Genomic DNA, 22,114 nt, shown 5'->3' with positions numbered 1-22,114 from the left:
GAACAAAGGAGTACGGCTCATGGCCGTCGTCACCATCCGCCAGCTGCTCGACAGCGGCGTGCACTTCGGGCACCAGACCCGCCGTTGGAACCCGAAGATGAAGCGCTTCATCTTCACCGAGCGTTCCGGCATCTACATCATCGACCTGCAGCAGTCGCTCGCCTACATCGACAAGGCGTACGACTTCGTCAAGGAGACGGTCGCCCACGGCGGCACGATCCTCTTCGTCGGCACGAAGAAGCAGGCCCAGGAGTCGATCGCCGAGCAGGCGACCCGCGTCGGCCAGCCCTACGTCAACCAGCGTTGGCTCGGCGGCCTCCTCACCAACTTCACCACGGTCTCCAAGCGCCTCGCGCGCATGAAGGAGCTCGAGGAGCTCGACTTCGAGGGCACCACGAGCGGCTTCACCAAGAAGGAGCTCCTCATCAAGAAGCGCGAGCTCGACAAGCTGCACAAGTCGCTCGGCGGCATCCGCAACCTGTCGAAGACCCCCTCGGCGCTCTGGGTGGTCGACACCAAGAAGGAGCACCTCGCGATCGACGAGGCCAAGAAGCTCGGCATCCCCGTCATCGGCATCCTCGACACCAACTGCGACCCCGACGAGGTGCAGTACCCCATCCCGGGCAACGACGACGCGATCCGCTCGGTGAGCCTGCTCACCCGCATCATCGCCGACGCCGCCGCCGAGGGCCTCATCGAGCGTCACCAGAAGCCCGAGGCCGAGGGCAACGTCTCGGCCGTCGAGCCGCTCGCAGAGTGGGAGCAAGAGCTGCTCCAGGCCGGCACCGAGACCACCCCCGCCCAGTCGTCGGCCGAGACCGAGAAGGTCGCCGAGGCTGAGGTCGAGGCGTCCGCCGAGGCCACCGAGGTCGTCGAAGCGGCCGAGGCCACCGAGGTCGTCGAAGCGGCCGAGGCCACCGAGGTCGTCGAAGAGGCCGAGGCCACCGACGCCGCCGCCACCCCCGCTGAATAAGACCCCGAAGGAGTTAGCCAGACATGGCAATCAGCATTGCTGACATCAAGGTCCTGCGCGAGCAGCTCGGCACGGGCATGGTCGACACCAAGAAGGCGCTCGAAGAGGCTGACGGCGACCTCGAGAAGGCCACCGAGATCCTGCGCCTGAAGGGCGCGAAGGGCAACGCCAAGCGCGCCGACCGCTCCACGAGCGAAGGCCTCATCGCAGCCAAGGAGTCGCCCGCGGGCTACACCATGATCCAGCTCGCGTGCGAGACGGACTTCGTCGCGAAGAACGAGAAGTTCATCGCCCTCGCCGACAAGGTGCTCGACGCGGTCGCCGCTGCCGGTGCCGCCGATGTCGAGGCCGCGCTCGCGGCTCCGGCCGACGGCAAGACGGTCGGCGAGGTCATCGACGAGCAGGCTGCCACGCTCGGCGAGAAGGTCGAGCTCTCGAAGGTCGTCACGCTCTCGGGCGACGAGTTCGCGGTCTACCTGCACAAGACCTCGAAGGACCTCCCGCCCCAGATCGGCGTCGTCGTCGCCTACTCGGGCGCCGACGCCGAGACCGCGCGTGCGGTCGCGCAGCACATCGCGATGTTCGACCCGCAGTACCTCGCCCGCGAGGACGTGCCGGCCGAGCTCGTCGAGAAGGAGCGCGACATCGTCACCGAGATCAGCCGCAACGAGGGCAAGCCCGAGGCGATGCTCGACAAGATCGTCGAGGGTCGTCTGACCGGCTTCTTCAAGCAGATCGTGCTGCTCGAGCAGGCCTACGCCCGCGATGACAAGCAGCAGGTGAAGAAGGTCCTCGCCGACGCGGGTCTCACCGTGAACGGGTTCGCCCGCTTCAAGGCCACGGCTTAGCCGCAATGAGGGAGTCCGGATCGCACCCGCGATCCGGACTCCCTTTTCCATGCGCGGATGTCGCGAGCCGAGCCTCGGCCGCGACGCCGCGCACGAGACATCCGGAATCGGCTGCGCCGCACCGGATGAACCACTAGTTTTGACACGGGCAAGGGAAGATCGGGGTCGGCGATGACGGAACGCAAGCGCAGGGTGATGCTGAAGCTCTCCGGAGAGGCCTTCGGCGGGGGAGCGCTGGGGGTGAACCCCGACGTGGTCAGCGCGATGGCTCGCGAGATCGCCGATGCGGCGCGCACGGTCGAGGTGGCGATCGTCGTCGGCGGAGGCAACTTCTTCCGCGGCGCCGAACTCTCCGAGCGCGGCATGGACCGCGGTCGGGCCGACTACATGGGCATGCTCGGCACGGTCATGAACTCGCTCGCCCTGCAGGACTTCCTCGAACAGGCCGGCGCCGAGACCAGGGTGCAGTCGGCCATCGAGATGACGCAGGTCGCCGAGCCGTACATCCCGCGGCGCGCCGAGCGTCACCTCGAGAAGGGCCGGGTCGTCATCTTCGGCGCCGGCGCCGGCCTTCCGTACTTCTCGACCGACACGGTGGCCGCGCAGCGCGCCCTCGAGATCGACGCCGACGTCGTACTCGTCGCGAAGAACGGCGTCGACGGCGTCTACTCCGACGACCCGCGCACCAACCCCGACGCGCACAAGATCGACCGCATCAGCTATCAGGAGGCGCTGCAGCGCGGCCTCAAGGTCGTCGACTCGACGGCGTTCAGCCTCTGCATGGACAACGGCATGCCGATGCAGGTGTTCGGCATGGAGCCTGCCGGCAACGTGACCGCGGCCATCCTCGGCGCCGATCTCGGCACGGTCGTCAGCAACGGCGTCGAGCCCTCCAGTCGATAGACTGACCGAAGTAGCGAACCGTAAAGGAGTTCCCGTGATCGCGGATGTACTTTCCGATGCCACAACCCGCATGCACAAGGCGGTCGAGGTCGCGAAAGACGACTTCGCCACGGTGCGCACGGGACGGGCGAACCCCCAGCTCTTCCAGAAGATCATGGTGAGCTACTACGGCACGCCGACGCCGCTGTCGCAGCTCGCGTCGCTGCAGAATCCCGAGGCGCGCACCCTCGTCGTGACGCCCTACGACAAGTCCGCTCTGAAAGACATCGAGCAGGCGATCCGCGACACTCCGAACCTCGGCGCGAACCCGACGAACGACGGCAACATCGTCCGCGTCACGCTGCCCGAGCTCACCGAAGAGCGTCGCAAGGAGTACGTGAAGATCGTGCGCACGAAGGCCGAAGATGCGAAGGTGTCGGTGCGCAACATCCGCCGCAAGGCGAAGGACGACCTCGACGCGCTCAAGGGCGAGGTCGGCGACGACGAGGTCGCTCGCGGCGAGAAGGAGCTCGAGCAGATCACCAAGTCGAACGTCGACGCGATCGACGACGCGCTCAAGCGCAAGGAAGCCGAACTCCTCGAGGTCTGAGGCACGATCATGTCGGGCGTCCCAGAAGACGATCAGTCTGACGCCGGGGGCCACGAACGAACCGCGCGTGAGGATTTCAAGGCCCAGGTGCACGCGCGCAGGGCCGACCTCGAGCGCCAGTTCGAGGCTTCGAAGGCGCAGTTCGACGAGGCGCAGCAGAAGATCGAGGCGCGCACGGGGCGCAACCTCATCGTCGCGATCCTGATCGGGCTCGCGTTCGGCGGGCTATTGCTCCTGAGCCTGCTCGTCATCAAAGAGCTGTTCATGCTGTTCGCGGGCGTCCTCGTGGGCTTCGCGAGCTACGAGCTCCTACAGGCGCTGCGCAAGGGCGGCTCCCACGTGCCGCGCATCCCGTCGACCGTCGTCGCCGTGGCGGCCGTGCCGCTCGCGTATTACGGGGGTGCGGGGGGTCAGCTGCTCGCGGTGCTCGGCGGCATCGCGATCGTCACCCTGTGGCGACTCGCCGAGCAGGCGGTGCCGAAACATCGCACCGGCGCCGTGGCGTTCGTGCGCGATCTCGCCGCGGGTGCGTTCGTTCAGGGCTACGTCACGCTTCTCGCGACGTTCACCGTCGTGCTCACCGCGGCTGAGGGCGGGCAATGGTGGACCCTCGCGTTCATCGTGATCGTGGTCGCCGCCGACACCGGCGCCTACGCGTTCGGCCTGATGTTCGGCAAGCACAAGATGGCGCCGATCATCAGCCCCAAGAAGACGTGGGAGGGCTTCGCCGGCGGTGCCGGAGCGAGCCTCGTCGCCGGCGTGCTGCTGTCGACGCTGATGCTCGGCAACACCTGGTGGTTCGGCCTCATCTTCGGCGCCGCGATCTTCTTGAGCGCCACGCTCGGCGACCTCGCCGAGTCGCTCATCAAGCGTGACATCGGCATCAAGGACATGAGCTCGTGGCTTCCTGGCCACGGCGGATTCCTCGATCGGCTCGATTCGATCCTGCCGTCTGCGGCGGTCGCGTACGTGGCCTTCCTCGTGTTCGGGTGAGCGTCGGTGATAATGGTGCGGTGGACTCCATCTTCCCGCACGCGCGCAAGCCGCGGCTCGGCTACAACACCGCCCAGGTCGAGGAGTTCCTCAAGGTCGCGCGCCGCGCCTACGACGGCAACCCGATCGCCGGCGACGCTCCGCTCACGTCCGAGAAGATCCGCCTGACGGCCTTCGCCATGCAGAAGGGCGGATACTCCACCTCCCACGTCGACGCCGCCCTCGAACGCCTCGAAGACGCCTTCGCGGCGCAGGAGCGGCAGGTCGCCTCACGGCTGCACGGTGACGAGGCATGGCTGCGCGAGGCCCGGACCACGGCGCAGGTCGTGTCGAACCGGCTCGCGAGACCCGAGTCCCAGCGCTTCGACCGCATGAACCCGCTGGTGCTCGGGTACAACGTTCGCGAGGTCGATCGCTTCGCCGACAAGCTCACGCGGTACTTCCGCGACGGATGGCCCATCTCGGTCGATGACGTGCGCACCGTGGTGTTCACCACGCAGCGAGGAGGCTATCGGGAGGCGCAGGTCGACCTCGTCCTCGATGCGGTCGTCGATGTCATGCTGGCGGTTCGGTGACCTGCCGGGCGGCGTTCGCCGAGCGCCCGACGCGTCCGATACACTCGACGAATCGTGGGTAGGCATACAGGCGCAGGCGAGACGGCGGGAGCGCAGCCGTCGGCGCCGTCGGCCACCCGTTCGAGCCCGCGCGGCGCGGTCAAGCAGGCCGTCACGGTCGTGTTCGCCTTCTGCGCGGCGTCGAGCTTCCTGCTCGTGAACATCGTCGATCCCTACAGCGGCGCCACGGCATCACCCGACTTCGCGGCCGAAGGAGAACGCTTCGGCGGCCAGGCGGCGCAGTCGGTGGCGGCCGGCGGCGACTACGAGATCGCCATCGGCGGCTCCGAGAACTACGTCGTCGAAGAGAAGCCCGAGCCGGTCCTCGAGCCCGCATCGAGCGGGTCGGGCTGGGCGCCGCCGGCGGTGACGCCCGACCCCGGTTCCGCGCAGGCGTATGCCGCCGGAGCGGTCGCGGCTCGCGGCTGGCCGTCGTCCGAGTTCGACTGCCTGGTCGCCCTCTGGAACAAGGAGTCAGGCTGGCGGGTGAACGCCTACAACGCCTCGAGCGGCGCCTACGGCATTCCCCAGTCGCTCCCCGGGTCGAAGATGGCCTCCGCGGGCGCCGACTGGGAGACCAATGCCGCCACCCAGATCGAATGGGGTCTCGGGTACATCTCGGGTCGCTACGGCACGCCGTGCGGGGCCTGGGGGCACTCCCAGTCCGTGGGCTGGTACTGACCGACCGCTCGTCGCTCGCCCCGTAGACTGGGGGCATGGCGCGCGCGAACCGATCCCGGGGACGGGCGGCTCGTGCACGTGAGGGGCATCCCGAGCTCGACGTCGATCGGCTGACGTCGGGCTGGCGCCGCACCGAGGTGCGTGGCGGCCGCGAATGGAACGTGCAGCCGGTCTCCGAGGGCCAGGCCGTCAAGGCGTACCTATGCCCGGGTTGCGGGCTCGAGGTCGCGCGAGGCGTCGCCCACCTCGTGGCGTGGCGCGCCGACGGCGTGCTCGGTGACGCTGCCGACCTCGCGGCGCGCCGGCACTGGCACATCCACTGTTGGAGGATCGGCGAACGATGACCGGCGCGAACGAACCAGTCGAGATCCGGGCGGGCGTCGAACTGCCCGCGATCCGCGAAGAGATCGAATTGCACACGTCAGACGGGCTCACGCTCGTCGGCGAGCTCGCGACGCCCGTCGACCGGCCGCCCGTGGCGACCCTCGTGACGCTGCACCCGCTGCCGACCGCGGGCGGCTTCATGGACTCCCACATCATCCGCAAGGCGGCAGCGCGCCTTCCGGCGCTCGCCGGCCTCGCGGTACTCCGGTTCAACACGCGCGGCACGACCTCGCCACGCGGCACGAGCGAAGGCTCGTTCGGACAGGGCATCGACGAGCGAGCGGATGTCGCGGCGGCGATGTCGTTCGTCGAGGCGCGCGCCCTGCCGCATCCGTGGCTCGTCGGTTGGTCGTTCGGCACCGAGCTCGCGCTGAAGTACGGGCTCGACCACGGTATCGACGGCGCGATCCTGCTGTCGCCCCCGCTGCACCGCACCAGTGAGCAGGAACTCGCCCGCTGGCATGGTGCCGCCCCCTCGCTCGTGGCGCTCATTCCCGAGCACGACGACTACCTGCGGCCGCCGGAGGCCGCCGAGCGGTTCGCCGGGCTACCGAAGCTGCGCCGCATCGATGTCGCCGGAGGCAGGCACCTGTGGGTCGGTGAGTCTCAGACGCGGCGCGTTCTCGACGAGATCGTGGCGGCGGTGAACCCCGCGGCTCTGCCGCTGCCGACCGTGTGGCCCGCGACATCCGATTCGACGACCGGTTGACTCGCCGCGTCAGCGCTCGTTCTGGCGGGGGATCACGACCTGCTTGATGATGAGGAGGCCGGCGGCGGCCACCGGAATCGCGACGAGCGCTCCGAGGATGCCGCCGAGCGCGCCGCCCGCGAGCGCGGCGATGACGACGAGAGCGCTCGGGATCTTCACCGCTCGGTTCATGATGCGAGGGCTGAGCACGTATGCCTCGACCTGCATGTAGATGATGTAGTAGATCGCTGCGACGAGCGCGGTGAGCGGTGAACCGAGCCCGGGGATCAGGCACACGAGCACGATGATCACGGAGCCCGTCAGCGTGCCGACCAGTGGTACGAGGGAGAACAGGAACGCGAGGAACGCGAGCACCGCGGGGAACGGCGCGTTGATGATCGACAGGAAGATGAAGCTCAGCACGCCGTTCACGGCCGCGAGCGAAGCCTGCCCGAGCACGAATCGCCCGACCGATTGCGTGATCTGCTCAGTGAGGTCGGCGAAACGCTCGCGCTTCGATGCGGGCACGAGCTGGTAGGTCGCGCGCTTCATCGCGTTCAGCGATGCCGTGAAGTACAGCATCAGGATGAACACCACGATGACGGCGAAGATGCCGCTGCCGATCGCGAAGGCCACGAGCAGCACGCCGCCCGCGAGTTCGCTCAGCTTGTCGGGGTTGGTGACGAAGTCGGTGAGCCCGGTCGTGACCTGCTCGATCACCACATCGACTTGGATCTGCGGGAACTGCTGCTTGAGCGTGTCGATCCACTCCTGCGAACTGACACGCTCGACGATTCGGGGGATCTCCTCGACGAGCTGGCTGACCTGCTCGACGATGATGGGGACGACGGCGAGCACGAGGGCGGCGACGAGCAGTCCCACGCCGGTCATCACGATGACGATCGCGGCCCAACGCGGAAGCCCTCGGCGCTCGAGCCAGCTGATCGCCGGGTCGAGGCCGAGGGCCAGGAACAGAGCCGCGCCGATGTAGGTGATGATCGTCGAGAGATTCGCGATCGAGGTGATGATGAGCAGGCCGACACCCACGCCGAGGGTGCCGAGCAGCCCGATGCGGAACGCGTTCTGGATCTTCATGGAACCGCCGCGCTCCCTTCGCCGGACTACTTCTTCGTGTCTGCCGCCACCTGCTCAGCCTGCGTGAGCACGCCGCGCAGGCTCTCGAAGTACCCGGCGACCGCGTCGCGCTCGATCCTAATCTGCGACAGCCGGTCTTCGGCGTCAGCCACGAGGGCGCGGGTGCGCTCTTCGGCGTCGGCGATGAGCTTGCGGGCCTGGTCGTGCGCCGCAGCGATGCGCTCGCGTGCCTCTTCGTCGGCCCTGTCGCGAACCTTGGCGATCTCGGCGCGACCCTCGGACTCGAGGCGGTCGGCCTCGGCGCGGCTCTCGGCGGTGCGGGCGACCGCGTCGGCGAGTTCGGCGTTGGCGTCGGCGAGGAACGTCTGGGTCTGTGCGACGGCGTCCTGATGGGCCACGAGCAGCTCCTGCTCGGCCTCGTCGCGCTTGGCGGTGAGTTCGGACTCGAGGTCGAGGCGAGCCTTCTCGATCTCGCGCTGCTGCCGGTTGACCTCGTGAGTGGTCTTCTTGCGCAGCGCCGTGAGCTGGTTGTCGAGGTCGATGCGGGCCTGCTCGGACTCGGCGTCGAAGTCGGCGCGCGCCTGCTCCTGCTCGAGCGCCAGGTCGGCGCGCATCTGGTCGAGGTCGGCCGCGTGCTTCGCGCGGATGCGCTCGAGCTCGTGCTGGAGCTTCAGTCGCGCCGCCTCGGCCTCCCGCTCGAGGTCGACCGCGGTCTGCTCACGCTGCTCGACGAGTTCGGCGCGCGACGCTTCGAGCTCGCGCTCGAGGTCGGTGCGCGCCTGCTCGAGTTCGTGCACGAGCGCTGCTCGACGCTCGGTGACCTCGGCGTCGATGTCGGAGCGTGCCTCGGCCGACTCTCGCTCGAGGTCGAGGCGTGCCTGCTCGGTCTCGGCTGCGAGGTCGATGCGCGCCTGCTCGGTCTCGCGGGCGAGGTCGGCACGGGCGCGGTCGAGCTCGATGGCGACCTCGGCACGGGTCTGCTCAGTCTCCTGCGCGAGGCCGGCCGCCGTCGCCCGTGCCTCGTTGGCCTCGGTGTTGGCGGCGGTCAGGATCTCGGAGGCCTTGCGCTCGGCAGCGGACACCGAAGCTGCGGACTCGCGCTTCGCGCTCGAGCGCAGTTCTGCGGCCTCGGTGGCGACGGAACCACGGATCGCCGCGGCGTCGCGGGCGGCGTCTTGACGCAGCTGCTCGCTCGTCTCGTGTGCACGCGAGACCATGTCGTCGGCCTCGGCACGCGCGTTCTCGAGCAGCCGGTTCGCCTGGGCGCGGGTCTCGGTGAGCGTGCGCTCGGCGAGCTCGTGCGCGTCGGAGCGCATGAGGTGCGCCTCGTCTTCGGCGGCGCGGCGGAGCTTCTCGGCATCGATGTCGGCCTGTGCGATCAGGCGGGTCGACTGCTCTTCGGCGACGCGGAGGGTGTTCTCGAGCTTGGTGCCGAGACCGGAGAAGGTGGGGCTGCCGACCTCTTCGAGCTCGGCGGTGAGCTCTTCGATGCGCGCGAGCAGACGCTTGTTCTCTTTCGTGTTGTCGGCAGCCTGCGTGTTCGCGTTGATGATGTCGCGACGAAGGGTATTGAGCGCCTTGTCGACCTCATCCTTGTCGTATCCGCGGAACACCTGCGTGAACTCGGTCTCTTCGACGGCCAATTCTTCCTCCGGGGTCTGACCCGCGTTTGTGGGGGGCTCATGCGGGATGTGTCCGATTGTACGGCGGATCGGCGGGGCGCCCCGACACAGAAATGCTCAGCCGGTGGTTAGGAGACTCCCAGACACCACCAGTAGTGTGGAATGTCTTTTGTCGGCGCCGCTGATGCGGCCTTTGGAGGTAGTTCGTGCGTTTCGTCTTCGCAATCGTGGCGTTCATCGCTGCGGCAGTGATGATCGGGCTCGGCATCGCCCAGCGCACCGTGTTCCTCGAACCCGACCGTGCGGCGTTGTCGGCCGAGTTCAGCGGCGAGACCGCGTTCATCGTGGTCGAGCCCGAGGCGCTCGCGGCGCAGCCCGGAAAGCAGACCATTTCGGCGTCGGGCAGCGACACGGTGTTCGTCTCGTATGGCCGCAGCGCCGACGTCGAGGCGTGGCTCGGTGAGACCCCGTACCAGTCGGTGTCCTACGACGCCGAGAGCGGAGAGCTCGCGACCGAGGTCGTGACGGTCGCGCCGGTCGACGACCCGCTGCCGGCAGAGCCCGCCCCTGCGACAGCGACGCCGACTCCGACGCCGACCCCGACGCCCGAGGCGGAGGCGGCGCCCGATCCCGAGGCGCTCGCCGCGGCGACACCGGTCGGATCCGACCTGTGGCTCGACGAGTTCACCGCCGAGCGCACGCTCACGACGACCATCGACGTCCCCGACGACATCTCGGTGCTGATCGCATCCGACGGGCTCAGCCCGGCACCCACGCGACTCGAGCTCGACTGGCCGCTCGACAATGCCACCCCGATGGCGGGGCCGCTCCTCGCAGGCGGCGCTCTCGTGTTCCTCGTGGGCATCGGCCTCGTGATCTCCGGCTTCGTGCACCACCGCCGCTCTCGTGGTCCCCGCCGCAATCTGCCCAAGGGGCCGCGCGGCAAGCTGCCGAGCGCGCCGAGGCCGCCGCGGCGCAGCCAGGTCGCCGGTGGCAAGCGCGCGATCGGTCGTGCGAAGCGGGTCGCGCTCGTACCGGTGCTGCTGGTTCCCGCGATCGCACTGAGCGCCTGTTCGGCCGACTACTGGCCGAGCTTCGACCAGGGCGAGGCGCCGGCGACGTCGGCCCCGGCCACGCCGGCGGCATCCGGTGAGCCTGCCGAGACCGTCGAGCCCGACGAGCCCACGGTCGAGCCGGCGGTCACGGTTCCGCAGATGGAGCGCATCATGCGCCGTCTGGCCGTGTTCACGGGCGAGGTCGACGAGGCCCGCGATGCGACGCTCGCCGCCGAGCGGTTCACCGGCCCCGCGCTCGAGGCCCGCGCCGCGAACTACACGATTCGCGGCTCGCTGCCCGATCACCCGGCGCCGCCCGCGATCCCGGCTTCCCCGCTCACCCTGACCCTGCCGCAGCAGGTCACGGGCTGGCCGCGCACCGTGCTCACGATCGCGAAGAACGCCGACGATCCGACGATCGCCCCCACAGCGCTCGTGCTCGTGCAGGAGTCGCCGCGCGAGAACTACCACGTGCTCTACTCGATGGCGCTGGCGCCAGAGGCCGACGTGCCCGAGGTCGCGCCCGCCTCGATCGGCGCCGCGCCGATCTCTCCCGAGTTCAAGGGCCTCGTCATGCCGACCGGCCAGGTCGCCTCCGCCTATGCCGACGTGCTGCTCAAGGGCGACGAGTCGGAGTTCGCGACGGCCTTCGATCCCGAGGGCGACCTGCTGCGCGAGCAGCTCGGCGTCACGGGTCAACAGGCGATCAATGACGATCTTCCGGCGACGGCCGACGCGACCTTCTCGAACGCGGTCGCCGACAGTCCCACGGTCGCGCTGGCCACGAACGACGCCGGGGCGCTCGTGACCGTCTCGATCAACCAGATCGAGAAGGTCGTGCCGAACGACGGCGGTACGATCGGATTCCAGGCCGGTGCGCCGGGTGCGGCACTCTCGGGCTTCACCGAGAAGAGCGCCAAGGGCGTGCAGCGCGAGATCGGCATGCAGTTGCTCTTCTACGTGCCCGGCGTCGGCACCGGCGACGAGAATCAGCAGATCCGGCTGCTCGGCTGGTCCGAGAGCCTCATCGCAGCATCGGAGATCCCATGACGAACGCGATTCCGCCGACGGGCGCCGCCCTTCGTGGAGCGGTCGACCTGTCGGCCCTCGTCCAGCGTCAGCAGCAGGGCTCCCAGCCCGAGCACGGCGCGCACTCCTCGTCGCTGCCGGGCGACCAGATCGTCTTCGAGACCGATGACGCGGCCTTCGGCCACACGCTCGAGCTCTCCCGCACCGTTCCGGTCGTCGTGGCGCTCTGGGCGTCATGGAGCGAGCCGTCGAAGGTGCTGCTCGGCTCACTCGAGCGCCTGGTGCGCGCCCACGACGGACAACTCGTCCTCGCGGCGGCCGACGCCGATCGCAGCCCCCAGCTCGTGCAGGCCTTCCAGGCGCAGTCGATCCCGACCGTCGTCGCGCTCGTCGCCGGCCAGCCCGTGCCGCTCTTCGCGGGCGTGCAGCCCGACGACGTGATCGGGCAGCTGTTCGACCAGTTGCTCGAGCTCGCCGCACAGCACGGCGTCACCGGCCGCATCGAGGCAGGCGAGGCGGGCGAGACGGGTGCCGAGGGCGCCGGCGCCGAGCCGGTCGAGCCGCCGCTGCCTCCGCTGCACCAAGAGGCGTACGACGCCATCGAGCGGGGCGACTACGACGCCGCGGCATCGGCCTATCGCACCGCGATCGCGCAGGACCCCCGCGACTCGCTCGCGACCGCCGGGCTCGCTCAGGTGAACCTGCTCGGCCGCCTCAAGGGCAAGACGCTCGACGAGATCCGTTCGGCTGCGGCATCCGCACCCGACGACCTCGGCGCTCAGCTCGACGTGGCCGACCTCGACCTCTCGGGCGGTCACATCGATGACGCGTTCGATCGCCTGCTGAACCTGTTCCCGTCGCTCGACGCCGATGGCAAGAAGCTCGTGCGCGAGCGCATCGTCGAGATGTTCGAGGTCGTCGGCACCGACGACCCGCGAGTCGGCGCGGCACGTCGCCGTCTTGCGAGCCTGTTGTACTGAGACCGGGGTTTCGAGACGGCGCTGGCGCGCCTCCTCAACCCACGGTGGAGAGACGGCGCTTCGCGCCTCCGCGACCCGCACTCAGTCGAGCGTGAACCAGACCGCGCCGAGCGGGGGCAGGGTGAACACGCCCGACGCGGGGCGGCCGGCCCACGGGGCATCCGTCACCTCGACGCCGCCGAGGTTGCCCACACCCGAACCGCCGAACTCCATGGCATCGGAGTTCAGCACTTCGCGCCAGCGTCCGGCGAGCGGCAACCCGATGCGGAAGCCGTCGTGCGGGCGCCCGGCGAAGTTCACGATGCACAGCAACGGCCGTCGCTCGCGGTCGTAGCGCAGGAACGCGATGACGTTCTCGGCGGCCGCGCCCCCCTCGACCCACTCGAAGCCGGCCGAGTCGTCGTCGAGCTGCCAGAGTTGCGGCATCGCTCGATAGAGGCGGTTGAGCGCGCCGACGAACTCGGCGAGCTGCTTGTGGGTGGGCTGGTCGAGGATCCACCAGTCGAGGCCGCGCTCCTCGCTCCACTCGGACAGCTGGCCGAACTCCTGGCCCATGAACAGCAGCTGCTTGCCGGGGTGCGCCCACATGTACGACAGGTAGGCGCGCATGTTCGCGAGCTGCTGCCAGTGGTCGCCGGGCATCTTGCGGATGAGCGAGCCCTTGCCGTGCACGACCTCGTCGTGGCTGATCGGCAGCACGAAGTGCTCGCTGAACGCGTAGAGGAACGAGAACGTGAGGTCGTTGTGGTGGTGCGAGCGGTACATCGGGTCCTTCTGGATGTACTGCAGGGTGTCGTGCATCCATCCCATGTTCCACTTGTAGCCGAAGCCCAGCCCGCCCGAGCCGGTCGGCGCGGTCACGCCGGGCCACGACGTCGACTCCTCGGCGATCATGACGACGCCGGGGTTGCGTTTGTAGGCCGTGGCGCTGGCCTCCTGAAGGAAGCCGATGGCTTCGAGGTGCTCGCGGCCGCCGTAGATGTTCGGCTCCCACTGGCCGGCCTCGCGCGAGTAGTCGAGGTAGAGCATCGAGGCGACCGCGTCGACCCGCAGTCCGTCGACGTGGAACTCCTCGAGCCAGAACAGCGCGTTCGCGACGAGGAAGTTGCGCACCCGCGGGTTGCCGTAGTCGAAGACGTAGGTACCCCAGTCGAGCTGTTCGCCGCGACGCGGGTCGGCGTGCTCGTAGAGCGGTTCACCGTCGAAGCGGGCGAGGGCCCAGTCGTCTTTGGGGAAGTGGCCGGGCACCCAGTCCATGAGCACGCCGATGCCCGCCTGGTGCAGCCGGTCGATGAGGTACCGGAGGTCGTCGGGGGAGCCGTAGCGGCTCGTCGCGGCGAAGTACCCGGTGACCTGGTAACCCCAGGAACCGCCGAACGGATGCTCCGCCAGCGGCATGAACTCGACGTGCGTGTAGCCCAGCCAGTCGAGGTACTCGATGAGCTCGTCGGCGACCTCGCGATATCCCTTGCCGGGGCGCCACGAGCCGAGGTGCAGCTCGTAGATCGACATCGGCAGTTCGTGCGGGTTGGCGGCGGCTCGCCGCGACATCCACTCGCCGTCGTGCCATTCGTGGGAGCTGACGCTCACGACCGACGCGGTCGCCGGCGCGATCTCGGCCTGGCGGGCCATGGGGTCGGCCTTCATGACCCACGCACCCGAGCTCGTGAGGATCTCGAACTTGTAGATCGTGCCGGGCTCGAGGTCGGGCACGAACAGCTCCCACACGCCTGACGAGCCCATGCTGCGCATCGCGTGGCCGGCGCCGTCCCACCGGTTGAACTCGCCGACGACGCGCACGGCCCGGGCGTGCGGCGCCCACACGGTGAACGCGGTGCCCCGCACTGCGCCGGCGATGCCCCAGTGCTCGCGGTAGCGGGCGCCCATGCTCTTCCAGAGTTCTTCGTGCCGGCCCTCGCCGATGAGGTGCAGGTCGAGCTCGCCGATCGTCGGGGCGAAACGGTACGGGTCGTCGGCCGACCACTCGGTGTCGCCGTTGTAGTGCGCGACGACGCGGTAGTCGGTCGGTCCGAATGCGCCGGCGCCCGCCCAGACCCCGTGTCCCACGTGTTCGAGAGCCAGGGCGGTGCCGTCGGCAAGCATCGCGTCGACCGAGTCGGCGAGGGGGCGTCGCGTGCGGATCACGGTGAACGGGCCGGGCTGGTGCGCCAGGTCGAAGCCGTGCTGCCCGAGTACCGAGTGCGGATCCGAGTGACGGCCCTCGGCGACCGCGGCGAGCACCTCGTCGGCGATGACGGGTGCGGCGACTCGTTCAGGCATGCAGGCCCCTTCTCACGTGGAGGATGTGCGCGGGGCGGGTGAACGCGTCGAGCCGCACGTAGTTCGACGCACCCCATTCCCAGACCGTACCCGTGACGAGGTCTTCGACCTCGAAGCGCGCGCCGGGCTCGAGCCCGATGTCGGCGAGGTCGAGGTGCACGGTCGTCTCACGCACCGAGTGCGGGTCGACGTTCGCGACGACGATGATCGTGTCGTCGACGCCGTCGCCCGTGAAGCGGCCCTCGAGGTGCTTCGAGTACACGAGCACCGAGTCGTCTTCGCTGTGGTGGAATCGGATGTTGCGGAGCTGCCCGAGCGCCGGATGATCGGACCGGATGCGGTTCAGGATGCCGAGGTACAGCGCGAGCGATCGACCCTCGGCCTCGGCAAGGGCGAAGTCGCGCGGCTTGTACTCGTACTTCTCGTTGTCGATCGCCTCTTCGGCCCCGGGCCGAGCGACCGACTCGAACAGCTCGAACCCCGCGTACACGCCCCAGAGCGGGGCCGCGGTCGCGGCGATCGTCGCGCGCACGGTGAACGCCGCCGGCCCGCCGAACTGCAGGTACTCGGTGAGGATGTCGGGGGTGTTCACGAACAGGTTCGGCCGCATGAAGTCGGCGGTCTCCTGCGACACCGAGGTGAGGAACTCCTCGAGCTCGGACTTCGTGTTGCGCCACGTGAAGTACGAGTACGACTGCTGGAACCCGACCATCGCGAGCGCCTGCATCATGGCGGGGCGGGTGAACGCCTCGGCGAGGAACACCACGCCCGGGTCATCCGCATTGATCGTCGAAATCAATCGCTCCCAGAACCACAGCGGCTTCGTGTGCGGATTGTCGACGCGGAAGATGCGCACGCCCTGCGTCATCCAGTGCCGCACGATCCGCAGCACCTCGGAGAAGATGCCCTCGGCGTCGTCGTCGAAGTTCACCGGGTAGATGTCCTGGTACTTCTTCGGCGGGTTCTCGGCGAAGCGGATGGTGCCGTCGGGCAGTTGCGTGAACCAGTCCGGGTGGTCGGCGACCCACGGGTGGTCGGGAGACGCCTGCAGCGCCAGATCGAGAGCGATCTCGATGCCGAGCGTGTTCGCCCGTCGCACGAACGCGCGAAAGTCGGCGAGCGTGCCGAGGTCGGGGTGCACGGCGTCGTGTCCGCCGGCGCTGCCGTCGCGCGACGGCCCGCCGATCGCCCACGGTGAGCCGGGGTCGTGCGGGCCCGGGGTCAAGGTGTTGTTGGGGCCCTTGCGATTGGTGAGGCCGATCGGGTGGATCGGCGGCAGGTACACGACGTCGAAGCCCATCGCGGCGACGCCGTCGAGCCGGCGCATCGCGGTGCGGAAGCTTCCGCTCCTCCACCGCCCGTCCTTGAACTGCTTCGCGCCCTCTGAACGGGGGAAGAACTCGTACCACGAGCCCACGCCCGCATGCCGGCGTTCGACGAGGATCGAGTGCTCGGGGGAGTCGGTCGTGAGGCGCGCGAGTGGGCGGCCGATGAACTCGGCGAGCAGCGGGTGGTCGACGAGGGCGCGGCGTTCGGGGGCGGATGTCGCGGGGTCGCGCAGCGCCCTCGCGAGGCCGTCGAGCTTCGCGCGGGTCGCGCGGGTGCGCGACTTCTCGGCGGCCGCGCGATCGAGGAGCCGCGCACCGATCTCGTACATGAGCTCGACGTCGACGGCCGCATCGATCTTGAGCGCGGCGTCGTGCCGCCATGTGGCGATCTCGTCGTCGAGGCCCGTGACGTGCCAGTGCCACTCGCCGACCTCGTCGAGCAGCACCTTCGCCTCCCAACGATCGGTGCCCGGCGCCATCGGCGACATGCGCTCACGTCGTTCGACGCCCGACGGGCTCGTGATCACGAGCATCGCGCCCACCTTGTCGTGGCCCTCGCGGAACACGGTCGCGCGGAACGGCACCACCTCGCCCTCGAAGGCCTTGGGGCGCCAGCGGACATCGGGCACGGACGGGGTGAGCCGCGTCACGGGGATGCGGCCGGCGAGCACGGGGGCGGTCGTCACGGTTCGACCGTAGCGCGGAATCGCACGATCGGCGTGACCTGCGGTTCACACGTTCGTCATGCACCGCCCATAGGGTTGACCCCGTGAAGCCGATCCGCAAGTTCACCGTTCGTGCCGTCGTTCCCGGCTCGCTGAGCGCCCTCGAAGAGCTCGCCGGCAACCTGCGCTGGTCGTGGCACGAACCCACGCGGCGCCTGTTCGAGCACATCGACCCGGTGCTGTGGCGCACCTGCGAGCGCGACCCGGTCGCGTTCCTCGGTGAGGTCGACCCGGCACGCCTCGACGAGCTCGCAGCCGACGGCGGCTACGTCGAGTGGGCCGAGCGCGAACGGGCGGGAATGCGCGAGTACCTGTCCGAGCCACGATGGTTCCAGTCGCTCGGCGCCGAAGTGCCGGCCGCGATCGCGTACTTCTCGCCCGAGTTCGGCATCACCGAGGCACTGCCCCAGTATTCGGGCGGCCTGGGCATCCTCGCGGGCGACCACTTGAAAGCGGCATCCGATCTGGGGGTTCCGCTGATCGGCGTGGGCCTCTTCTACAAGTCGGGGTACTTCTCGCAGTCGATCTCGCCTGACGGCTGGCAGCAGGAGCGCTACCCGGTGCTCGACCCCGACGGCCTGCCGTTGTCGGTGCTGCGCAATCCCGACGGTTCGCCGGTGCAGATCACGCTCGCCCTGCCCGACGACGCGAGCCTGCACGCACGCATCTGGAAGGCCTCGGTCGGGCGCATCACGCTGCTCATGCTCGACACCGACATCCCCGCGAACAGCGACGGGCTGCGCACCGTCACCGACCGGCTCTACGGCGGTGGCGGCGAGCACCGGCTGCTGCAGGAGCTGCTGCTCGGCATCGGCGGCGCCCGTGCGGTGCGGTCGTTCACGTCGCTCAGCGGGACACCCGCGCCCGACGTGTTCCACATGAACGAAGGGCACGCCGGGTTCCTCGGCCTCGAGCGCATCGCGACGTACATCGGCGAGGGCCTCACGTTCGCCGAGGCGCTGCAGCTCGTTCGCGCCGGCACCGTGTTCACGACGCACACGCCCGTGCCCGCGGGAATCGACCGGTTCGACCGCGGACTCGTCGAGCGGTACCTCACGAGCTCGCTGCTTCCCGGCGTCGAGCCCGCCGATGCGCTCGCCCTCGGCGTCGAGCCCGGTGCCGATCCCGCGACGAGCGCGTTCAACATGGCCGTCATGGGCCTGCGCCTCGCGCGGCACGCCAACGGCGTCTCGAAGCTGCACGGCCAGGTCAGCCGCCGCATGTTCGGCGAACTCTGGCCCGGTTTCGATGACGACGACGTGCCGATCACCTCCATCACGAACGGCGTGCACGCACCCACGTGGACCGACGCCGCCCTGCTCGGCGTCGCCGAATCGACGCTCGGCACCGGTGACACCGAGCACGCCGACTGGCGCAGCGACGCCCTCAGCGACGCCGAGTTCTGGAACGTCAAGCGCCGCATGCGCCTGCAGCTCGTCGAAGACGCCCGCCGCCGCCTCGCGTCGGCGTGGAGCGAGCAGCACTCGGGCTCCCCGGCTCCCAAGTGGATCTCGAAGGTGCTCGACCCCGACACCCTGACCGTCGGGTTCGCTCGCCGCGTGCCGACCTACAAGCGGCTCACCCTCATGCTGCAGGATCCCGAGCGGCTGAAGTCGATCCTCACCGACCCCGAGCGGCCGGTGCAGTTCGTGATCGCCGGCAAGTCGCATCCGGCCGACGACGAGGGCAAGCGCCTCATCCAGCAGCTCGTGCAGTTCGCCCAGCAGCCCGAGTTGCGCGACCGCATCGTCTTCCTTCCCGACTACGACATCGGCATGGCGCAGGTGCTCTACCCGGGCTGCGACGTGTGGCTGAACAACCCGCTGCGCCCCCTCGAGGCGTGCGGCACCTCGGGCATGAAGGCCGCGATGAACGGTGCGCTCAACCTGTCGATCCTCGACGGCTGGTGGGCCGAGTTCGCGGGCGACGACTACGGCTGGGTCATCCCGTCGGCCGATGCCGCGGGCGACGCGGGCGAGCGCGACGCACTCGAGGCGGCGGCGCTCTACGAGCTGCTCGAGCACCACGTCGCCACCCGCTACTACGAGCGCGACGGCGACGGCGTTCCGGTCGAGTGGGTGCGCCGGGTGCGGCAGACGCTCGCGACCCTCGCTCCCGAACTCGGCGCCGATCGCATGGTGCGCCAATACGTGGAAGAGCTCTACCGGCCGGCTGCCCAGCACGCCGCCGTCATGATCGCCGACGGCGCCCGCAGTGCCCGCGAGCTCGCCGCCTGGACGGCGCGCGTACGCAGCTCGTGGCCCAACGTGCAGGTCACGCATGTCGAATCGGGCGGCGTCGACAGTCCGCACGTCGGCGACCAGCTGCAGTTGCGCGCCCACGTCGAACTCGACGGACTCTCGCCCGACGACGTGGCGGTCGAGGTCGTCTACGGCCGCAGCCGTGCCGACGACACGATCGACGCGGTGCGGCGCGCGCCGCTGCAGCCGGCTGCGGTGTCGGATGCCCCGGCCGCCCCGTCGGGACCCCGGCTCTACACGGGTACGGTCACCCTCGATCGGGCGGGTGCGTTCGGCTACACGGTACGGGCCGTGCCGCGGCATCCGCTGCTCCTGTCAGCCGCCGAGCTCGGCCTCGTCGCCGTCGCAAGCTGAGCAGCTCACCCCGCGCACAGATTCGTATCCGTCCCGAAAACAGGAACTCGCGAGCGACACGCCGCGCCCGCGCCTGTTTTCGGTGCCGAGCCGGCGTGTCTTCCTGTTTTCGGGACGGCTACGACCGAGCGCGGGCGATCGGGGCGTAGCGGCCCGAGGTCACGGCGATGAGGTCGTCGGGGGAGAGCTCGAGGTCGAGGCCGCGGCGACCCCCCGACACGAGGATCGTCTCGCTGAGGATCGCCGACTCGTCGAGCACCGTCGGCAGCGCGGTCTTCTGCCCGATGGGGCTGATGCCGCCGACGATGTAGCCGGTCTTGCGTTCGGCGACCTTCGGGTCGGCCATCTCGGCGCGCTTGCCGCCCAGCGCGTTCGCGAGCGCCTTCAGGTCGAGTTGCAGTGCGACTGGAACGATGCCGACGGCGAGCTCGCCGTCGATGCTCGCGAGCAGGGTCTTGAACACCCGGTCGGGTTCGACGCCGAGCTTCTCGGCGGCCTCGAGCCCGTAGGCGGCGGCCCGCGGGTCGTGGTCGTACGAGCGCGCCGTGAAGGGGATGCCGGCCCTCGTGAGGGCGAGGGTCGCCGGGGTCGCCGCCGACGTCGCGGACGCGGCATCCGACCGCTTCGTCATGCCGGCGTTCCGTCGACGCGGAACAGCCGCATCGACGGTCCTTGGATCGTGACCTGCTCGCCCGGCGCGTGCTCGCCGCCGAGTCCGTAGCCGGGCGACTCCTCGGCCGAATCCCACAGCAGCGTGTACCCGGTGACGCCCTCGTGCGAGGGGAGGATGACCTCGGCGGCCGACTCGCTCGCGTGCACGACGAGCAGGATGCGGTTGTACTCCTCGAACTCGGGCGTCGACGCCGCGAGGAACTGCAGCGTCTGCTCGCCGGGGTCGTTCCAGTCGTCGATGGTCATCGTGCCGCCCTCGGCGTTGAACCAGTCCATCTGCGAGGCGTTCTTCGTGGTCTCGCCGAGCCGCCCGAAGTGCACGGGACGCAGCGCTGGGTTCTCGGCGCGCAGCCGGATGAGGTGCCGGGTGGTCGCGAGCAGGTCGGGCCCGAACCGCGGGCGCTCGTCGGCGTCCCATGCCATCCAGGTCAACGGCGAATCGTGGCAGTACGCGTTGTTGTTGCCGCGCTGGCTTCGTCCGAACTCGTCGCCGGCGGTCAGCATGGGAACGCCCGCCGACAGCAGCAGCGTGCCGAGCAGGTTGCGGATGCTGCGACGCCGCGCCGCGCGGATCGCCGGGTCGGCCGCCTCGCCCTCGACGCCGTGGTTGTACGAGTTGTTGTTGTCGGTGCCGTCACGGTTCTGCTCGCCGTTGCCCCGGTTGTGCTTCACGTCGAAGGCGGTGAGGTCGGCGAGGGTGAAACCGTCGTGCGCGGTGATGAAGTTGAGGCTCGCGAGCGGCCCGCGCTCGGCCGAGAACGTGTTCGACGAGCCCGCGAGGCGGGTCGCGAACCGGCCGATGCCGCTGACGCCCGGGTCGTTCGCACGCTCGCGGCGCAGGTCGCCCAGCCAGAAGTCGCGCATGCGGTCGCGGTAGCGGTCGTTCCACTCGCTGAAGCCGGTGGGGAAGTTGCCGGTCTGCCAGCCGCCGGGGCCGACGTCCCACGGCTCGGCGATGAGCTTCGAGGCGCTGAGCACGGGGTCGGCGAGCATCGCCTGCAGCAGCGGATGCCCGGGCGTGAACTGCTCGCGGTCGTCGCGGCCGAGGGTCGCGGCGAGGTCGAGGCGGAACCCGTCGACCTGCAGCTCTTCGGCGAAGTACCGCATCGAGTCGAGAACGAGTCGCTGGGCCGGTTCGCGGCCGAAGTCGAGCGAGTTGCCGCACCCGGTGGTGTCGACGTACCGGCCGTGCGCGTCATGCCGGTAATAGGCCGCGTTGTCGATGCCGCGGAACGAGTAGGTCGGACCCTGCCGGCCCTCTTCGGCGGTGTGGTTGTAGACGACGTCGAGGATGACCTCGAGCCCCGCCTCATGAAGGCGCTTCACCATGCCGGCGAACTCGCGCCGGACCGCCGCGGCGCCCTCGGCCTGGGCCGCGGCCGAGGCGTAGGGCGCGTGGGCAGCGAAGAACGCGAGCGTGTTGTAGCCCCAGTAGTTGAGCTTGCCCTGCCGCACGAGCCGATCTTCGGCCACGAAGGCGTGCACGGGCAGCAGTTCGACGGCCGTGACCCCGAGCGCGGTGAGGTACTCGAGCGACGCATCGTGCGCGAGACCCGCGTAGGTGCCGCGCAGGGGCTCGGGGATCGCGGTGTTGAGCTTCGAGAACCCGCGCAGGTGCGCCTCGTAGAACACTGAATGGTCCAGTGGTGTGCGCGGCTTGTCGACGCCGCCCCAGTCGAAGCCGGTCTCGGTGAGCGAGGCGAGCGCGACGCCGCGCCACGAGCCGTCGTCGGCCTTCGCCAAGCCCCTGGCGTAGGGATCGAGCAGCGAGTGCACGGGGTTGAACGCGTGGTCGAAGCCGGCCGGGCCGTCGACGCGCAGGCCGTAGTGCGCACCCGGCGTGAGCGACGCCGAGGCGCCGCTCCACACGCCGTGCTCGTCGCGGCTCAGCGGCGTGCGTTCGGTCGCCCAGTCGAGGTCGTCGGCGTCGAAGACCACGAGGTCGATGGATGTCGCGTGCTCCGACCAGATGCGGATCCCACCGCCGTCGGCCCCGGCGCGAACACCGAGGTCATGCAGGGGATCGGGCGCAGGCATGGG

Annotated in this window: 18 protein-coding genes; 12 read left to right on the top strand and 6 right to left on the bottom strand. The window is 69.5% G+C overall.

What is annotated here, in order from left to right; all coding sequences use genetic code 11:
- Positions 1 to 19 precede the first annotated feature (19 nt).
- The 9 genes from rpsB (at position 20) to LQ757_RS09040 (ending at position 6,694) form a co-directional block, all read left to right on the top strand.
- The gene (gene rpsB / locus LQ757_RS09080) at positions 20 to 973 is read left to right on the top strand and encodes a 30S ribosomal protein S2 (RefSeq protein WP_231046890.1); all 954 of its coding nucleotides are present in this window, start codon (positions 20 to 22) and stop codon (positions 971 to 973) included.
- Between the two features lie 23 nt (positions 974 to 996).
- Complete coding sequence (tsf, locus tag LQ757_RS09075) at positions 997 to 1,821, top strand: translation elongation factor Ts (protein ID WP_231046889.1); 825 nt, start codon at positions 997 to 999, stop codon at positions 1,819 to 1,821.
- Between the two features lie 171 nt (positions 1,822 to 1,992).
- The gene (gene pyrH / locus LQ757_RS09070; RefSeq protein ID WP_231046888.1) at positions 1,993 to 2,724 is read left to right on the top strand and encodes a UMP kinase; all 732 of its coding nucleotides are present in this window, start codon (positions 1,993 to 1,995) and stop codon (positions 2,722 to 2,724) included.
- 34 nt (positions 2,725 to 2,758) lie between these two features.
- Positions 2,759 to 3,313, top strand: a complete 555-nt coding sequence (frr, locus tag LQ757_RS09065; RefSeq protein ID WP_231046887.1) for a ribosome recycling factor — start codon at positions 2,759 to 2,761, stop codon at positions 3,311 to 3,313.
- 87 nt (positions 3,314 to 3,400) lie between these two features.
- A complete protein-coding gene (locus LQ757_RS09060) occupies positions 3,401 to 4,306 on the top strand; it encodes a phosphatidate cytidylyltransferase (RefSeq protein ID WP_231046886.1) in 906 nt (301 codons plus the stop codon).
- 20 nt (positions 4,307 to 4,326) lie between these two features.
- Positions 4,327 to 4,881 (top strand): DivIVA domain-containing protein, encoded by a 555-nt coding sequence (locus tag LQ757_RS09055; RefSeq protein ID WP_231046885.1) that lies wholly within the window; start codon positions 4,327 to 4,329, stop codon positions 4,879 to 4,881.
- Between the two features lie 54 nt (positions 4,882 to 4,935).
- Positions 4,936 to 5,601: an aggregation-promoting factor C-terminal-like domain-containing protein gene (locus LQ757_RS09050; protein ID WP_231046884.1), complete on the top strand. Its 666-nt coding sequence runs from the start codon at positions 4,936 to 4,938 to the stop codon at positions 5,599 to 5,601.
- 35 nt (positions 5,602 to 5,636) lie between these two features.
- Positions 5,637 to 5,945 carry an Rv1322 family protein gene (locus LQ757_RS09045; RefSeq protein ID WP_231046883.1) on the top strand — a complete coding sequence of 103 codons (309 nt, stop codon included), beginning with the start codon at positions 5,637 to 5,639 and terminating at the stop codon, positions 5,943 to 5,945.
- Positions 5,942 to 6,694 carry an alpha/beta hydrolase gene (locus LQ757_RS09040; protein ID WP_231046882.1) on the top strand — a complete coding sequence of 251 codons (753 nt, stop codon included), beginning with the start codon at positions 5,942 to 5,944 and terminating at the stop codon, positions 6,692 to 6,694. Before LQ757_RS09045 ends, LQ757_RS09040 begins: the two co-directional genes overlap by 4 nt.
- Before the next feature lie 9 nt (positions 6,695 to 6,703).
- Here the strand turns inward: LQ757_RS09040 and LQ757_RS09035 are convergent, their stop codons facing one another.
- Both LQ757_RS09035 and LQ757_RS09030 read right to left on the bottom strand, forming a co-directional pair.
- Complete coding sequence (locus LQ757_RS09035) at positions 6,704 to 7,768, bottom strand: AI-2E family transporter (protein ID WP_231046881.1); 1,065 nt, start codon at positions 7,766 to 7,768, stop codon at positions 6,704 to 6,706.
- A 26-nt stretch (positions 7,769 to 7,794) separates the two neighbouring features.
- Positions 7,795 to 9,411 carry a DivIVA domain-containing protein gene (locus LQ757_RS09030; RefSeq protein ID WP_231046880.1) on the bottom strand — a complete coding sequence of 539 codons (1,617 nt, stop codon included), beginning with the start codon at positions 9,409 to 9,411 and terminating at the stop codon, positions 7,795 to 7,797.
- Between the two features lie 185 nt (positions 9,412 to 9,596).
- Between LQ757_RS09030 and LQ757_RS09025 the strand changes: the two genes are divergently transcribed.
- On the top strand, positions 9,597 to 11,495 hold the full coding sequence (locus LQ757_RS09025; protein ID WP_231046879.1) for a DUF8094 domain-containing protein: 1,899 nt from the start codon (positions 9,597 to 9,599) through the stop codon (positions 11,493 to 11,495).
- Entirely contained in the window at positions 11,492 to 12,454 is a 963-nt protein-coding gene (locus LQ757_RS09020; RefSeq protein WP_231046878.1) for a tetratricopeptide repeat protein, read from the top strand. Before LQ757_RS09025 ends, LQ757_RS09020 begins: the two co-directional genes overlap by 4 nt.
- 81 nt (positions 12,455 to 12,535) lie before the next feature.
- On the opposite strand, the gene glgB is transcribed toward LQ757_RS09020, so the two are convergent.
- The gene (glgB, locus tag LQ757_RS09015) at positions 12,536 to 14,734 is read right to left on the bottom strand and encodes a 1,4-alpha-glucan branching protein GlgB (protein WP_231046877.1); all 2,199 of its coding nucleotides are present in this window, start codon (positions 14,732 to 14,734) and stop codon (positions 12,536 to 12,538) included.
- The gene (locus LQ757_RS09010) at positions 14,727 to 16,748 is read right to left on the bottom strand and encodes a maltotransferase domain-containing protein (RefSeq protein ID WP_308195596.1); all 2,022 of its coding nucleotides are present in this window, start codon (positions 16,746 to 16,748) and stop codon (positions 14,727 to 14,729) included. Before LQ757_RS09010 ends, glgB begins: the two co-directional genes overlap by 8 nt.
- A gap of 83 nt (positions 16,749 to 16,831) precedes the next feature.
- Between LQ757_RS09010 and glgP the strand changes: the two genes are divergently transcribed.
- Positions 16,832 to 19,402 (top strand): alpha-glucan family phosphorylase, encoded by a 2,571-nt coding sequence (gene glgP / locus LQ757_RS09005; RefSeq protein ID WP_231046876.1) that lies wholly within the window; start codon positions 16,832 to 16,834, stop codon positions 19,400 to 19,402.
- 118 nt (positions 19,403 to 19,520) lie between these two features.
- Here glgP and ybaK read toward each other — a convergent pair whose 3' ends face one another.
- Positions 19,521 to 20,033, bottom strand: a complete 513-nt coding sequence (gene ybaK / locus LQ757_RS09000) for a Cys-tRNA(Pro) deacylase (protein WP_231046875.1) — start codon at positions 20,031 to 20,033, stop codon at positions 19,521 to 19,523.
- Positions 20,030 to 22,111, bottom strand: coding sequence for a glycogen debranching protein GlgX (gene glgX / locus LQ757_RS08995; RefSeq protein ID WP_231046874.1), 2,082 nt, complete (start codon positions 22,109 to 22,111; stop codon positions 20,030 to 20,032). Before glgX ends, ybaK begins: the two co-directional genes overlap by 4 nt.
- Positions 22,112 to 22,114 lie beyond the last annotated feature (3 nt).

The sequence above is a fragment of the Agromyces cavernae genome (genome assembly GCF_021044935.1).
Lineage (GTDB): Bacteria > Actinomycetota > Actinomycetes > Actinomycetales > Microbacteriaceae > Agromyces > Agromyces cavernae.
Note: the sequence above shows the minus strand (reverse complement) of the source record. Positions and strands in the feature narration are given on the sequence as shown.